Genomic DNA, 14,525 nt, shown 5'->3' on the forward strand with positions numbered 1-14,525 from the left:
TGGCGGAGCAGAGAGCGGGCAATCCTGCCCCGCTCTCGATTCGCGTCACGTGTTATTCGGTTTCCAGATCGATATCGATGCCGAGGGAACGAATTTCCTTGATCAACACGTTGAAGGACTCGGGCATGCCCGGCTCCATACGGTGATCGCCATCCACGATGTTTTTGTACATCTTGGTACGGCCGTTCACATCGTCCGACTTCACTGTGAGCATTTCTTGCAGAGTGTAAGCAGCACCGTATGCTTCCAGTGCCCAGACCTCCATCTCCCCGAAACGCTGACCACCGAACTGCGCCTTACCACCCAGCGGCTGCTGGGTAACCAGGCTGTACGAACCGGTAGAACGCGCGTGCATCTTGTCGTCTACCAAGTGGTTCAGCTTCAGCATGTACATGTAGCCAACGGTAACTGGACGCTCAAACTTGTTGCCGGTACGGCCGTCAGTCAGCTGCATCTGGCCGCTTTCCGGCAGGTCTGCCAGTTTCAGCATGGCCTTGATTTCGCTTTCCTTGGCGCCGTCGAACACTGGGGTGGCCATTGGAACACCGCCACGCAGGTTCTTCGCCAGATCCAGGATTTCCTGATCGGAGAAGCTGTCCAGATCTTCGTTACGACCGCCGATCTGGTTGTAGATCTCGTCCAGGAAGGTACGCAGCTCAGCGACTTTACGCTGCTCTTCGACCATCCGGTTGATCTTCTCGCCCAGACCTTTGGCTGCGAGGCCCAGGTGGGTTTCAAGGATCTGACCAACGTTCATACGCGAAGGTACGCCCAGCGGGTTGAGGACGACGTCGACCGGGGTGCCATTGGCATCGTGCGGCATGTCTTCAACCGGCATGATCACGGAGACCACACCTTTGTTACCGTGACGACCGGCCATCTTGTCGCCCGGCTGGATGCGACGACGGATTGCCAGGTAAACCTTGACGATTTTCAGCACGCCTGGAGCCAGGTCATCGCCCTGCTGCAGTTTGCGCTTCTTGTCTTCGAACTTGTCGTCGAGCAGACGGCGGCGATCAACGATGTAGGCCTGAGCCTTCTCGAGCTGCTCGTTCAGAGCATCTTCAGCCATGCGCAGTTTGAACCACTGACCATGCTCAAGACCGTCGAGTACTTCGTCGGTGATGTCCTGACCCTTCTTCAGACCGGCGCCGCCTTCAGCCTTGTGGCCTACCAGAGCGGAGCGCAGACGTTCGAAGGTCGCGCCTTCAACGATACGGAACTCTTCGTTCAGATCCTTGCGGATCTCGTCCAGCTGGGACTTCTCGATCGACAGTGCACGAGCATCACGCTCAACGCCGTCACGGGTGAAGACCTGTACGTCGATGACAGTACCTTTGGTGCCGGTAGGCACGCGCAGGGAGGTGTCTTTAACGTCGCTGGCTTTTTCACCGAAGATCGCACGCAGCAGTTTTTCTTCCGGAGTCAGCTGGGTCTCGCCTTTCGGAGTGACCTTGCCCACCAGGATGTCGCCTGCGCCTACTTCAGCACCTACGTAAACGATACCGGCTTCGTCCAGCTTGTTCAGTGCAGCTTCACCCACGTTCGGGATGTCCGCAGTGATTTCCTCTGGGCCAAGCTTGGTGTCACGGGCCACACAGGTCAGTTCCTGAATGTGGATCGTGGTGAAACGGTCCTCCTGAACAACACGCTCGGACAGGCAGATGGAGTCTTCGAAGTTGAAGCCGTTCCATGCCATGAACGCGATGCGCATGTTCTGACCCAGCGCCAGTTCACCCATGTCGGTGGACGGGCCGTCGGCCATGATGTCGCTACGCTGAACGCGATCACCCTTGCTCACCAGCGGACGCTGGTTGATGCAGGTGTTCTGGTTCGAGCGGGTGTATTTGGTCAGGTTGTAGATGTCGACACCCGCTTCACCGGTTTCGACTTCGTCATCAGCAACACGAACCACGATACGGCTGGCGTCGACGGAATCGATCACGCCGCCACGACGAGCCACGACGCAAACGCCGGAGTCACGGGCTACGTTACGCTCCATGCCGGTACCTACCAGCGGCTTGTCAGCGCGCAGGGTTGGTACAGCTTGACGCTGCATGTTCGAACCCATCAACGCACGGTTGGCGTCGTCGTGCTCGAGGAACGGAATCAGCGACGCTGCGACCGAAACTACCTGCTTCGGCGAAACGTCCATCAAAGTGACGTCTTCCGGCGCCTTGACGGTGAATTCGTTCAGGTGACGTACGGCTACCAGTTCGTCGATCAGGACTTTCTGGTCGTTCATGGTCGCCGAAGCCTGCGCGATCACGTGATCGGCTTCTTCAATGGCGGACAGGAACACGATCTCGTCGGTGACCACACCCTCTTTCACCACGCGGTACGGGCTTTCCAGGAAGCCGTACTGGTTGGTGCGAGCGTAAGCCGCCAGGGAGTTGATCAGACCGATGTTCGGACCTTCCGGCGTTTCGATCGGGCATACACGGCCGTAGTGAGTCGGGTGTACGTCACGAACTTCAAAGCCTGCGCGCTCACGAGTCAGACCACCAGGGCCGAGTGCAGAAACACGACGCTTGTGGGTGATCTCGGACAGCGGGTTGTTCTGGTCCATGAACTGCGACAGCTGGCTGGAACCGAAGAACTCTTTCACCGCCGCAGCCACTGGCTTGGCGTTGATCAGGTCTTGCGGCATCAGGCCTTCGCTTTCTGCCATCGACAGACGCTCTTTGACCGCACGCTCAACACGCACCAGGCCAACGCGGAACTGGTTCTCGGCCATCTCGCCGACGCAACGAACGCGACGGTTACCCAGGTGATCGATGTCGTCGACGATGCCTTTACCGTTACGGATGTCGACCAGAGTCTTCAGTACCGCGACGATGTCTTCCTTGCACAGCACGCCCGAACCTTCGATCTCGGTGCGACCGATACGACGGTTGAACTTCATCCGGCCGACCGCAGACAGGTCATAGCGCTCAGGGCTGAAGAACAGGTTGTTGAACAGGGTTTCGGCAGCGTCCTTGGTTGGCGGCTCGCCTGGACGCATCATGCGATAGATCTCGACCAGCGCTTCCAATTGGTTGCTGGTGGAGTCGATCTTCAGCGTGTCGGAGACGAACGGACCGCAGTCGATGTCGTTGGTGTACAGAGTTTCGATGCGAACGACACCCGCCTTGGCAATTTTCGCCAGGACTTCGGTCGACAGCTCGGTGTTGCACTCTGCCAGGATTTCGCCGGTAGCCGGATGCACGATGACCTTGGCGGTCGTGCGACCCAGGACGTAGTCCAGAGGCACATCCAGCTCTTTGATCCCGGCTTTTTCCAGCTGGTTGATGTGGCGGGCAGTAATACGACGGCCCTGCTCAACAATCACCTTGCCTTTGTCGTCCTGAATGTCGAGGACAGCGACTTCACCGCGCAGGCGCTGAGGCACCAGTTCCAGGCTCAGGCCTTCGCCTTTAACGTGGAATACGTTGGTGGTGTAGAACGCGTCCAGCACTTCTTCGGTGGTGTAACCGAGCGCGCGCAGCAGTACCGAGGCCGGCAGCTTGCGACGACGGTCGATACGCACGAACACGCAGTCTTTCGGGTCGAACTCGAAGTCCAGCCACGAACCGCGGTAAGGAATGATGCGAGCGGAGTACAACAGTTTGCCGGAGCTGTGCGTCTTGCCGCGGTCGTGGTCGAAGAACACGCCCGGGGAACGGTGCAGCTGGGAAACGATAACACGCTCGGTACCGTTGATTACGAAGGTACCGTTCTCAGTCATCAATGGGATTTCGCCCATGTAGACTTCTTGCTCTTTGATGTCCTTGATCGCTTTGTTCGACGATTCTTTGTCGAAAATGATCAGGCGCACTTTTACCCGCAAAGGTACGGCGAAAGTTACACCGCGCAATACGCATTCTTTGACATCAAATGCCGGTTCGCCCAGGCGATAACCGACGTACTCCAGCGCAGCATTGCCGGAGTAGCTGATGATCGGGAAAACGGATTTGAAGGCCGCATGCAGGCCCACGTCGCGGAACTGATCTTTAGTCGCTCCCGCTTGCAAGAATTCACGATACGAATCCAGCTGGATGGCCAGGAGGTACGGCACATCCATGACGTCCGGCAACTTGCTAAAGTCCTTGCGGATACGTTTTTTCTCAGTATATGAGTAAGCCATCAGCGTTCCCCAGCTTGGTCACCTGCTTGTTTGGCCCCTCCCGACGGGAGCAGCCAGAAAATCGTGCAAACCCCATGGTTTGCGCCACCGCATCGGGTGGTTACAGCGCCTTTATCAGCACCGACCCAGTCGGCTGCCAATAACGGAAAAAGGCCGGTGGCAAGAGCCACCAGCCATCAGCCTGTCGCTTGACGCTCGGGCTGGAGGAGCAAAGTCGATACTTATTTCAGTTCGACTTTAGCGCCTGCTTCTTCCAGCTTCTTCTTAGCGTCTTCAGCAGCTTCTTTCGAAACGCCTTCAGCTACAACCTGAGGAGCGCCGTCTACTTTCTCTTTGGCTTCTTTCAGGCCCAGACCGGTCAGTTCACGAACTGCCTTGATCACGTTAACCTTCTTCTCGCCAGCTTCCAGCAGAACAACGTTGAACTCGGTTTGCTCTTCAACAGCAGCAGCAGCTACAGCTGGGCCAGCCGAAGCAGCAGCAGCGGTAACACCGAAGGTTTCTTCCATCGCTTTGATCAGCTCAACGATTTCCACTACGGATTTCTGGCCGATTGCTTCGATGATTTGTTCGTTAGTCAGAGACATGACTCAATTCCTGAATTGGGGGACGGCCTACGCGACCATCGAAATAAACAAAAAACGCGAGAAGTTGACGAGCCTTAGGCTGCGGCAGCTTCTTTCTGGTCGCGAATTGCCGCCAGAGTACGAGCCAATTTGCTGGTAGCGCCTTGAATCACGCTCATCAGCTGAGAAATTGCTTCGTCACGGGTCGGCAGAGTTGCCAGTACGTCGATCTGATTAGCTGCGAGGAACTTGCCCTCGAACGCAGCTGCCTTGATCTCGAACTTGTCCTGACCCTTGGCAAACTCTTTGAAGATACGGGCAGCAGCGCCCGGATGTTCGTTCGAGAATGCAATCAGGGTCGGGCCGGTGAACACGTCGTTGAGGACACTGTATTCAGTGTCAGCAACAGCGCGCTTGAGCAGGGTGTTACGTACAACACGTACGTAAACGCCAGCTTCACGAGCCTCTTTACGGAGTCCGGTCATTGCGCCTACTGTTACGCCACGGGCATCAACCACGACAGCGGACAGAGCGACTTTGGCAGCCTCGTTGACTTCAGCGACGATGGCCTTCTTGTCTTCGAGATTAATTGCCACGGGTTTAACTCCTGCTTGTTACCGTTTCACTCGGTCGAAACCGAATGTCGTTTTGGTGTCTGATTCGGTAAGGAACCGGGAGCACCATCTGCGTAGGCTTGTGGTTTAAGGCTTGCGCCGCCTACGGTCTTGGATAGCCCCCGCCAGGCAGGGACCCCAATCTTTCAACTGGCGCGATCAAATCGCGCCAATTTTTGTCTTACGCGTCGAGCGAGCTTTGGTCGATAACCAGACCTGGGCCCATGGTGGTGCTCAGGGTAACGCGCTTGACGTAAATGCCTTTCGAGGAAGCTGGCTTGATACGCTTCAGATCAGCGATCAGGGCTTCAACGTTTTCCTTCAGCTTGACGGCATCGAAGCCGATCTTGCCAACGGAAGTGTGGATGATGCCGTTTTTGTCGGTGCGATAACGAACCTGACCAGCCTTGGCGTTTTTAACCGCGTTAGCCACGTCTGGAGTTACGGTGCCGACTTTCGGGTTAGGCATCAGGCCACGTGGACCGAGGATCTGACCCAGTTGACCTACAACGCGCATGGCATCCGGGGATGCAATCACTACGTCATAGTTCAGGTCGCCGCCTTTCATTTCGGCAGCCAGATCGTCCATACCTACACGGTCAGCGCCGGCAGCCAGAGCGGCCTCGGCAGCTGGACCCTGGGTGAACACGGCTACGCGAACGGTCTTGCCAGTGCCGTGTGGCAGCACAGTAGCGCTACGAACAACCTGGTCGGATTTACGTGGGTCTACACCCAGGTTTACAGCAACGTCGAACGACTCGCTGAACTTGACAGTCGACAGCTCAGCCAGCAGAGCAGCAGCGTCTACAATGTTGTAGGCCTTGCCTGCTTCGATTTTGCCGGCGATAGCCTTTTGACGCTTGGTCAGCTTAGCCATTACACACCCTCCACGTTAAGGCCCATGCTACGAGCAGAACCGGCGATAGTACGCACGGCTGCATCCATATCAGCTGCAGTCAGATCCGCGTTTTTGGTTTTCGCGATTTCTTCCAGCTGAGCACGGGTAACAGTGCCGACCTTAACGGTGTTCGGACGAGCGGAACCGCTGGTCAGACCGGCCGCCTTCTTCAGCAGAACCGAAGCAGGGGTGGATTTGGTTTCGAAAGTGAAGCTACGGTCGCTGTAGACAGTGATGATCACTGGAGTCGGCAGACCTGCTTCAAGACCCTGAGTACGGGCGTTGAAGGCCTTGCAGAATTCCATGATGTTCACGCCGTGCTGACCCAGAGCAGGACCAACAGGTGGACTTGGGTTAGCCTGAGCGGCCTTCACTTGCAGCTTGATGTAAGCGGTAATCTTCTTGGCCATGAGGCACTCCAATTACGGGTTCGAACGCCTCGAAAGGCTCCCCGGTTACTTGCGCGTTTATCCCAGTGACGACAAAACCCCACAGCCTTGGGCTGTGGGGTTGGGATGCTTGCCCAGTTAGACCTTTTCGACCTGACTGAACTCCAGCTCCACCGGAGTAGAGCGACCGAAAATGAGCACCGCCACTTGGATCCGGCTCTTTTCGTAGTTAACTTCTTCAACGACGCCGTTGAAATCGGCGAATGGACCGTCGTTGACACGTACCGTCTCACCTGGCTCGAACAACGTCTTCGGCTTAGGCTTGTCGCTACCATCAGCAACGCGACGCAGAATTGCTTCTGCCTCTTTATCCGTAATAGGCGCTGGCTTATCAGCAGTACCGCCGATAAAACCCATCACGCGAGGAGTGTCCTTGACCAAGTGCCAAGTACCCTCATTCATATCCATCTGAACCAGCACGTAGCCTGGAAAGAACTTTCGCTCGCTTTTGCGCTTCTGGCCATTGCGCATCTCAACCACTTCTTCAGTGGGAACCAGAATCTCGCCGAAGCCATCTTCCATGCCAGCCAGCTTTACGCGCTCGATCAGCGAGCGCATCACATGCTTCTCGTAACCCGAGTAAGCATGCACAACATACCAACGCTTAGCCACGGGACACCCTTAGCCGACAATCAAGGAAACAAGCCAACCGAGCAGGGAATCAAGCCCCCACAACAGCAACGCCATAACCAGAACAACAGCCACGACAATCAGCGTGGTCTGCGTGGTTTCTTGGCGAGTTGGCCACACGACTTTACGAATCTCGGTGCGAGCTTCCTTAACCAGTACAAAGAAAGACTTGCCCTTAGCAGTCTGCAGGCCTACAAAGGCAGCTACAGCAGCAATGACAAGCAAAGCAAGTACACGGTACAGGATCGGCGAAGCAGCGTAATACTGATTGCCAACAACGCCAACAACCACCAAAGCGACTACTACAAGCCACTTGAGCAGATCGAAGCGAGAGCCTTGAGCTTCAGCCTTAGGAGTCATCTATGAAGATCCTGTGAAAAGAAAGCCAGACACACCGAGTGAATCTGGCAGGTCAGGAGGGAATCGAACCCCCAACCTACGGTTTTGGAGACCGTCGCTCTGCCAATTGAGCTACTGACCTAAAACAAAATCAGGCCGACCATTATGCCGGCCCGAAAAATACATTACAACCGTTTATTCGATGATTTTGGCTACGACGCCAGCGCCGACGGTACGACCGCCTTCACGGATAGCGAAACGCAGACCGTCTTCCATCGCGATGGTTTTGATCAGGGTAACAGTCATCTGAATGTTGTCACCTGGCATTACCATTTCAACGCCTTCTGGCAGCTCGCAGTTACCAGTCACGTCAGTAGTACGGAAGTAGAACTGTGGACGGTAGCCTTTGAAGAACGGAGTGTGACGACCGCCTTCTTCCTTGCTCAGAACGTAAACTTCTGCGGTGAACTTGGTGTGCGGCTTAACCGAACCTGGCTTAACCAGAACCTGACCACGCTCAACGTCATCACGCTTGGTACCACGCAGCAGAACGCCGCAGTTCTCGCCAGCACGACCTTCGTCGAGCAGCTTGCGGAACATCTCAACACCGGTGCAGGTGGTGGTGGTGGTGTCACGCAGACCAACGATTTCCAGTGCATCTTGAACGCGAACGATACCGCGCTCGATACGACCAGTCACAACAGTACCGCGACCCGAGATCGAGAATACGTCTTCGATTGGCATCAGGAATGGCTTGTCGATCATACGAACTGGTTCTGGGATGTAGCTGTCCAGAGTTTCAACCAGCCTCTTGACGGCAGTGGTGCCCATTTCGTTGTCGTCTTTGCCTTCCAGCGCCATACGAGCCGAACCGATGATGATTGGAGTGTCATCGCCCGGGAAGTCGTAGGTGGACAGCAGGTCGCGAACTTCCATCTCAACCAGCTCCAGCAGCTCAGCGTCGTCTACCAGGTCAGCCTTGTTCAGGAAAACCACGATGTACGGAACGCCTACCTGACGGGACAGCAGGATGTGCTCACGGGTTTGTGGCATCGGACCATCAGCGGCCGAGCAAACCAGGATAGCGCCGTCCATTTGAGCAGCACCGGTGATCATGTTCTTCACATAGTCAGCGTGACCTGGGCAGTCAACGTGAGCGTAGTGACGGATCAGCGAGTTGTACTCAACGTGCGCGGTGTTGATGGTGATACCGCGAGCTTTTTCTTCTGGAGCGCTGTCGATCTTGTCGAATTCAACTACGGCCGAACCGAAAACTTCGGAGCAGACGCGAGTCAGAGCAGCGGTCAGAGTGGTTTTACCGTGGTCAACGTGACCAATGGTCCCTACGTTGACGTGGGGCAGGGAACGATCAAATTTTTCCTTAGCCATCGATAACACCCTCAAACAGAAGAATTAGACAAACAATATCTACCATTAAAACAAAGGCAGATATTTTCATATCTGCCTTGTTATATGGAGCTCTTGAGCGGATTTGAACCGCTGACCTCACCCTTACCAAGGGTGTGCTCTACCAACTGAGCTACAAGAGCGAAACACTTTGCACAACCTGCAAACTTGGAGCGGGTAGCGGGAATCGAACCCGCATCATCAGCTTGGAAGGCTGAGGTTCTACCACTAAACTATACCCGCGGAGCCTGCAGCTCACGCTAAAATCTGGTGGAGGGAGAAGGATTCGAACCTTCGAAGTCGTAGACGTCAGATTTACAGTCTGATCCCTTTGGCCGCTCGGGAACCCCTCCTAATCAGGCCGGCATTCTATACTATGCCAAACCCCTGTCAAGCATTTTCTCATTTAAAAACCTGAGGTTAGCTGCATTGACACCGCTCTACTGCAACCGCCTGTTCAGGCCTTCACTGTGGAGCGGGCGCCATTCTATGCAAACTATTCAGCCGGTGCAACCCCTCCACACAGCATTATTTTATGTTTTAACTCATTGAATTCCTTGGAAAGGTTCTTCAACTGCTCATCTCCCAGCAAACGCTGGCTTTCAGGTGAAATTCGCAACCAATATCCTGAGTCAGGAAAGTCTTTTTGCGAAGACTGAGTCTTCACCTCCATCTGAACAAGACGCCGATCGAGAGCCTGCAGTGACTCCGCGCGGGCAAACCCACCGACGTAAAGGCACTGTTCACCTTCCGCCTCCGTGCGCGACGCCCCGGCTTTCTGTGCAGGAGAGCCACCACTCTCACTCAGCAAGCGAATATCTTGTTGCGTCCCCCGATACAAACTGAGAGGAGTGACATCTTTGGCTCGCAAAGGAGCCTCCTGCTGATGCCAGACGTAATAGAACACATTGAGAACAACCAGCAGCAGGAACAACCAACGCATACGAACCTCAGGAAAAAGGACACGCCATAGCCAAGCCCACAAACACCAGATCGGGAACGATTCGAGCATCAGGCGCAGCGCCTGCAACCAGTTCGGCATCTCCACCAGTGATAAAAACAGTGAAGTCCTGCCCCCAATAGGCTCGCGCCATCTCCAACTGAGTGAGCACAAACCCCTTCAACATCAGCGAACATCCGCGCTCTACAGCCTCGACCGTGGTACGGCCTGGAGCCTGGCTGGCCAAGGCACGCTCGGCAGCCAGATCCCCATATCGAATTTTCCTGGTATGGGTTCGCAGCTGATTACGCATCAACGGCATACCGGGACAAATGAAGCCACCAAGATGCTCACCGTCTGCAGCAATAAAATCCGCAGTGACCGCAGTGCCAAAATCCAGAACCAGGCACGCGCCATTCGCCAGATGAAAGCCACCAAGCATTGCAAGCCAACGATCCAGCCCCAGTCGCTCGTAATCCTCGTATCCATTTTTTACGCCAGACATCTCTCTAGCAGATTTCGCACAGACGACCGTTACGCCGAACTCCCGCTCAAGCATCGCGGTTAGCGCAACAGTTTCCTCAACAGTACGCACACTCACCAAACGGCAGTTACTTAATGCAAGTCCATCCAGGCCTCGAAGGCTTTCCAACAGCGCCTGATCTGAATCGACCACACCCTCTGCCATCAAGGCTACCGCCTTGGCCTTCAGCACTCGCCATTTAATAAAGCTGTTGCCGCAGTCGAGCTCAAGAATCATCACGCAACCTCAGGCTAAGCTCGCCGCCACTAAAGACTTTTTCCATGCCATTCACCTTCAATCGCAGCGCGCCCTGGTTATCGATGCCAAGCACTACGCCATCTATCTGATTGACACCCGCTATCAGGGAAACCATCCGCCCCTGCCAAAGATGGTTCTCTTCCCACTCAGCCTGAAGAACAGAAAAACCACCGACCTGGTGACGCTGTATGTATGCCTGTAATTGGTTACTCAACTCGACGACCAGCGCATTTCGATCAAAGCTTTTACCTGACTCCAACCTCATCGAGGTCCATTGCTGATCAACCTCATCAGCCGCCTGCATATTCACGTTAATGCCGATCCCTAGCACTACATGACATACATCTGCCGGATCTCCGACGAGCTCGAGCAATATCCCGGCGATTTTTTTACTGTCGACGAGAACATCATTCGGCCATTTCAGTCCCACGTCAGCCACTCCCAGCTTTCTGAGGGTTTGCATAACCGCGAGCCCAACGACCAGGCTCAGCCCCTCAAGCTGACGCATACCACCATCAATGCGCAGTACAAGGCTGTAATAGAGATTCTCGGCAAAGGGACTTACCCATTTACGCCCCCTACGCCCTCGACCGGCAATCTGCCGCTCCGCGACTACCAAAAATGGTGCAACCTGACCTTGCCCAATGGCCCGCAGCGCCTGGGCATTAGTAGAGTCAATGGAGTCAAAAACCGTTACTGGCCAGCTTGGCGACATTCCTGCCATGCCAAGGGGATCCAGCAACATCAAGGGGGTAGCCAACTGATAGCCTCGCCCCCGAACCTTATGAATGGACAGCCCAAGCTCCGCCTCAAGATGCTGAAGCTGCTTCCACACCGCACTTCGACTAATTCCCAGGGCCTCGCCCAAGTCCTGACCAGAATGGAATCGGCCATCCTTCAGAAGGTTCAACAACGTCAGCATGCAGATCTCGCCTCACAATGAGGCCCGAATAATATCCATGACCCGCGCCGTTGCATAGAAATCAAGCAGACGCATTTCCTGCGGGCAAAACAAAACCCCAACTGCTTTCGCAATTGGGGTTTCGGAATTTAATCTTGACGATGACCTACTCTCACATGGGGAAACCCCACACTACCATCGGCGATGCATCGTTTCACTTCTGAGTTCGGGATGGGATCAGGTGGTTCCAACGCTCTATGGTCGTCAAGAAATTCGGGTACTGACTCGCGACCATCTGGCCTCGCTTCAGCAAATCGGGTATGTGATACAGGTGTCTTGTGAGTTGCGCGAACTTTCGGTTCGTTTCGTCTTCACACACCGCAATCTGGTCTCTTCGACGCAAATTGCTTGGGTGTTATATGGTCAAGCCTCACGGGCAATTAGTATTGGTTAGCTCAACGCCTCACAGCGCTTACACACCCAACCTATCAACGTCGTAGTCTTCGACGGCCCTTCAGGGAACTCAAGGTTCCAGTGAGATCTCATCTTGAGGCAAGTTTCCCGCTTAGATGCTTTCAGCGGTTATCTTTCCCGAACATAGCTACCCGGCAATGCCACTGGCGTGACAACCGGAACACCAGAGGTTCGTCCACTCCGGTCCTCTCGTACTAGGAGCAGCCCCTCTCAAATCTCAAACGTCCACGGCAGATAGGGACCGAACTGTCTCACGACGTTCTAAACCCAGCTCGCGTACCACTTTAAATGGCGAACAGCCATACCCTTGGGACCGGCTTCAGCCCCAGGATGTGATGAGCCGACATCGAGGTGCCAAACACCGCCGTCGATATGAACTCTTGGGCGGTATCAGCCTGTTATCCCCGGAGTACCTTTTATCCGTTGAGCGATGGCCCTTCCATACAGAACCACCGGATCACTAAGACCTACTTTCGTACCTGCTCGACGTGTCTGTCTCGCAGTCAAGCGCGCTTTTGCCTTTATACTCTACGACCGATTTCCGACCGGTCTGAGCGCACCTTCGTACTCCTCCGTTACTCTTTAGGAGGAGACCGCCCCAGTCAAACTACCCACCATACACTGTCCTCGATCCGGATAACGGACCTGAGTTAGAACCTCAAAGTTGCCAGGGTGGTATTTCAAGGATGGCTCCACGCGAACTGGCGTCCACGCTTCAAAGCCTCCCACCTATCCTACACAAGCAAATTCAAAGTCCAGTGCAAAGCTATAGTAAAGGTTCACGGGGTCTTTCCGTCTAGCCGCGGATACACTGCATCTTCACAGCGATTTCAATTTCACTGAGTCTCGGGTGGAGACAGCGCCGCCATCGTTACGCCATTCGTGCAGGTCGGAACTTACCCGACAAGGAATTTCGCTACCTTAGGACCGTTATAGTTACGGCCGCCGTTTACCGGGGCTTCGATCAAGAGCTTCGCGTTAGCTAACCCCATCAATTAACCTTCCGGCACCGGGCAGGCGTCACACCCTATACGTCCACTTTCGTGTTTGCAGAGTGCTGTGTTTTTAATAAACAGTCGCAGCGGCCTGGTATCTTCGACCGGCATGAGCTTACGGAGCAAGTCCTTCACCCTCACCGGCGCACCTTCTCCCGAAGTTACGGTGCCATTTTGCCTAGTTCCTTCACCCGAGTTCTCTCAAGCGCCTTGGTATTCTCTACCCAACCACCTGTGTCGGTTTGGGGTACGGTTCCTGGTTATCTGAAGCTTAGAAGCTTTTCTTGGAAGCATGGCATCAACCACTTCGTCACCTGAAAGGTAACTCGTCATCAGCTCTCGGCCTTAGAATCCCGGATTTACCTAAGATTCCAGCCTACCACCTTAAACTTGGACAACCAACGCCAAGCTGGCCTAGCCTTCTCCGTCCCTCCATCGCAATAACCAGAAGTACAGGAATATTAACCTGTTTTCCATCGACTACGCTTTTCAGCCTCGCCTTAGGGACCGACTAACCCTGCGTCGATTAACGTTGCGCAGGAAACCTTGGTCTTTCGGCGTGGGTGTTTTTCACACCCATTGTCGTTACTCATGTCAGCATTCGCACTTCTGATACCTCCAGCAAGCTTCTCAACTCACCTTCACAGGCTTACAGAACGCTCCTCTACCGCATCATCCGAAGATGATACCCGTAGCTTCGGTGTATGGTTTGAGCCCCGTTACATCTTCCGCGCAGGCCGACTCGACTAGTGAGCTATTACGCTTTCTTTAAAGGGTGGCTGCTTCTAAGCCAACCTCCTAGCTGTCTAAGCCTTCCCACATCGTTTCCCACTTAACCATAACTTTGGGACCTTAGCTGACGGTCTGGGTTGTTTCCCTTTTCACGACGGACGTTAGCACCCGCCGTGTGTCTCCCATGCTCGGCACTTGTAGGTATTCGGAGTTTGCATCGGTTTGGTAAGTCGGGATGACCCCCTAGCCGAAACAGTGCTCTACCCCCTACAGTGATACATGAGGCGCTACCTAAATAGCTTTCGAGGAGAACCAGCTATCTCCGAGCTTGATTAGCCTTTCACTCCGATCCACAGGTCATCCGCTAACTTTTCAACGGTAGTCGGTTCGGTCCTCCAGTCAGTGTTACCTAACCTTCAACCTGCCCATGGATAGATCGCCCGGTTTCGGGTCTATTCCCAGCGACTAGACGCCCTATTAAGACTCGCTTTCGCTACGCCTCCCCTATTCGGTTAAGCTCGCCACTGAAAATAAGTCGCTGACCCATTATACAAAAGGTACGCAGTCACAGAACAAAGTCTGCTCCCACTGCTTGTACGCATACGGTTTCAGGATCTATTTCACTCCCCTCTCCGGGGTTCTTTTCGCCTTTCCCTCACGGTACTAGTTCACT

The 14,525-nt window shown here is 54.6% G+C and carries 11 protein-coding genes, 4 tRNA genes and 2 rRNA genes (1 of these 17 running past the window's edge); all 17 read right to left on the reverse strand.

All coding sequences use genetic code 11. The features are described 5' to 3' along the window. Nucleotides 1–52: 52 nt before the first annotated feature. Nucleotides 53–4,126: a DNA-directed RNA polymerase subunit beta gene (rpoB, locus tag HV782_RS26245; RefSeq protein ID WP_123467463.1), complete on the reverse strand. Its 4,074-nt coding sequence runs from the start codon at nt 4,124–4,126 to the stop codon at nt 53–55. 221 nt (nt 4,127–4,347) lie between these two features. Continuing rightward, nucleotides 4,348–4,713: a 50S ribosomal protein L7/L12 gene (rplL, locus tag HV782_RS26250; RefSeq protein ID WP_007962228.1), complete on the reverse strand. Its 366-nt coding sequence runs from the start codon at nt 4,711–4,713 to the stop codon at nt 4,348–4,350. A gap of 74 nt (nt 4,714–4,787) precedes the next feature. Next, on the reverse strand, nt 4,788–5,288 hold the full coding sequence (gene rplJ / locus HV782_RS26255) for a 50S ribosomal protein L10 (protein WP_003228752.1): 501 nt from the start codon (nt 5,286–5,288) through the stop codon (nt 4,788–4,790). Between the two features lie 199 nt (nt 5,289–5,487). Further along, nucleotides 5,488–6,183, reverse strand: a complete 696-nt coding sequence (rplA, locus tag HV782_RS26260) for a 50S ribosomal protein L1 (protein ID WP_024014523.1) — start codon at nt 6,181–6,183, stop codon at nt 5,488–5,490. Next, nucleotides 6,183–6,614, reverse strand: coding sequence for a 50S ribosomal protein L11 (gene rplK, locus HV782_RS26265; protein WP_003228756.1), 432 nt, complete (start codon nt 6,612–6,614; stop codon nt 6,183–6,185). The genes rplA and rplK overlap by 1 nt, the downstream gene beginning before the upstream one ends. Before the next feature lie 117 nt (nt 6,615–6,731). Continuing rightward, entirely contained in the window at nt 6,732–7,265 is a 534-nt protein-coding gene (gene nusG / locus HV782_RS26270) for a transcription termination/antitermination protein NusG (protein WP_007957598.1), read from the reverse strand. Nucleotides 7,266–7,274: 9 nt separating this feature from the next. Further along, the gene (secE, locus tag HV782_RS26275) at nt 7,275–7,643 is read right to left on the reverse strand and encodes a preprotein translocase subunit SecE (protein ID WP_064589465.1); all 369 of its coding nucleotides are present in this window, start codon (nt 7,641–7,643) and stop codon (nt 7,275–7,277) included. Nucleotides 7,644–7,688: 45 nt separating this feature from the next. Then, nucleotides 7,689–7,764: transfer RNA gene (locus tag HV782_RS26280), tRNA-Trp, on the reverse strand. A gap of 53 nt (nt 7,765–7,817) precedes the next feature. Then, nucleotides 7,818–9,011, reverse strand: coding sequence for an elongation factor Tu (gene tuf, locus HV782_RS26285; RefSeq protein ID WP_186746080.1), 1,194 nt, complete (start codon nt 9,009–9,011; stop codon nt 7,818–7,820). Nucleotides 9,012–9,096: 85 nt separating this feature from the next. Next, nucleotides 9,097–9,172 (reverse strand) — tRNA-Thr (locus tag HV782_RS26290). A 26-nt stretch (nt 9,173–9,198) separates the two neighbouring features. Continuing rightward, nucleotides 9,199–9,272, reverse strand: a tRNA-Gly gene (locus HV782_RS26295). Between the two features lie 25 nt (nt 9,273–9,297). After that, nucleotides 9,298–9,382 (reverse strand) — tRNA-Tyr (locus tag HV782_RS26300). A gap of 143 nt (nt 9,383–9,525) precedes the next feature. Then, on the reverse strand, nt 9,526–9,972 hold the full coding sequence (locus HV782_RS26305; protein WP_123467469.1) for a hypothetical protein: 447 nt from the start codon (nt 9,970–9,972) through the stop codon (nt 9,526–9,528). Between the two features lie 7 nt (nt 9,973–9,979). Continuing rightward, nucleotides 9,980–10,729: a pantothenate kinase gene (locus HV782_RS26310; protein WP_123467467.1), complete on the reverse strand. Its 750-nt coding sequence runs from the start codon at nt 10,727–10,729 to the stop codon at nt 9,980–9,982. Then, the gene (birA, locus tag HV782_RS26315) at nt 10,719–11,672 is read right to left on the reverse strand and encodes a bifunctional biotin--[acetyl-CoA-carboxylase] ligase/biotin operon repressor BirA (RefSeq protein WP_123467465.1); all 954 of its coding nucleotides are present in this window, start codon (nt 11,670–11,672) and stop codon (nt 10,719–10,721) included. Before birA ends, HV782_RS26310 begins: the two co-directional genes overlap by 11 nt. A 132-nt stretch (nt 11,673–11,804) precedes the next feature. Then, a 5S ribosomal RNA gene (gene rrf, locus HV782_RS26320) occupies nt 11,805–11,920 on the reverse strand. Nucleotides 11,921–12,070: 150 nt separating this feature from the next. Next, nucleotides 12,071–14,525, reverse strand: a 23S ribosomal RNA gene (locus HV782_RS26325) (it continues 439 nt past the right edge of the window).

This window comes from Pseudomonas monsensis, assembly GCF_014268495.2.
Classification (GTDB): Bacteria; Pseudomonadota; Gammaproteobacteria; order Pseudomonadales; family Pseudomonadaceae; genus Aquipseudomonas; species Aquipseudomonas monsensis.

Bases quoted from the DNA above. Each gene is read 5' to 3' on its own strand.
- rpoB (WP_123467463.1), bottom strand. From the start codon at position 4,126: ATGGCTTACTCATATACTGAGAAAAAACGTATCCGCAAGGACTTTAGC.
- rplK (WP_003228756.1), bottom strand. From the start codon at position 6,614: ATGGCCAAGAAGATTACCGCTTACATCAAGCTGCAAGTGAAGGCCGCT.
- birA (WP_123467465.1), bottom strand. From the start codon at position 11,672: ATGCTGACGTTGTTGAACCTTCTGAAGGATGGCCGATTCCATTCTGGT.
- secE (WP_064589465.1), bottom strand. From the start codon at position 7,643: ATGACTCCTAAGGCTGAAGCTCAAGGCTCTCGCTTCGATCTGCTCAAG.
- rplA (WP_024014523.1), bottom strand. From the start codon at position 6,183: ATGGCTAAGCTGACCAAGCGTCAAAAGGCTATCGCCGGCAAAATCGAA.
- HV782_RS26305 (WP_123467469.1), bottom strand. From the start codon at position 9,972: ATGCGTTGGTTGTTCCTGCTGCTGGTTGTTCTCAATGTGTTCTATTAC.
- HV782_RS26310 (WP_123467467.1), bottom strand. From the start codon at position 10,729: ATGATTCTTGAGCTCGACTGCGGCAACAGCTTTATTAAATGGCGAGTG.
- tuf (WP_186746080.1), bottom strand. From the start codon at position 9,011: ATGGCTAAGGAAAAATTTGATCGTTCCCTGCCCCACGTCAACGTAGGG.
- rplL (WP_007962228.1), bottom strand. From the start codon at position 4,713: ATGTCTCTGACTAACGAACAAATCATCGAAGCAATCGGCCAGAAATCC.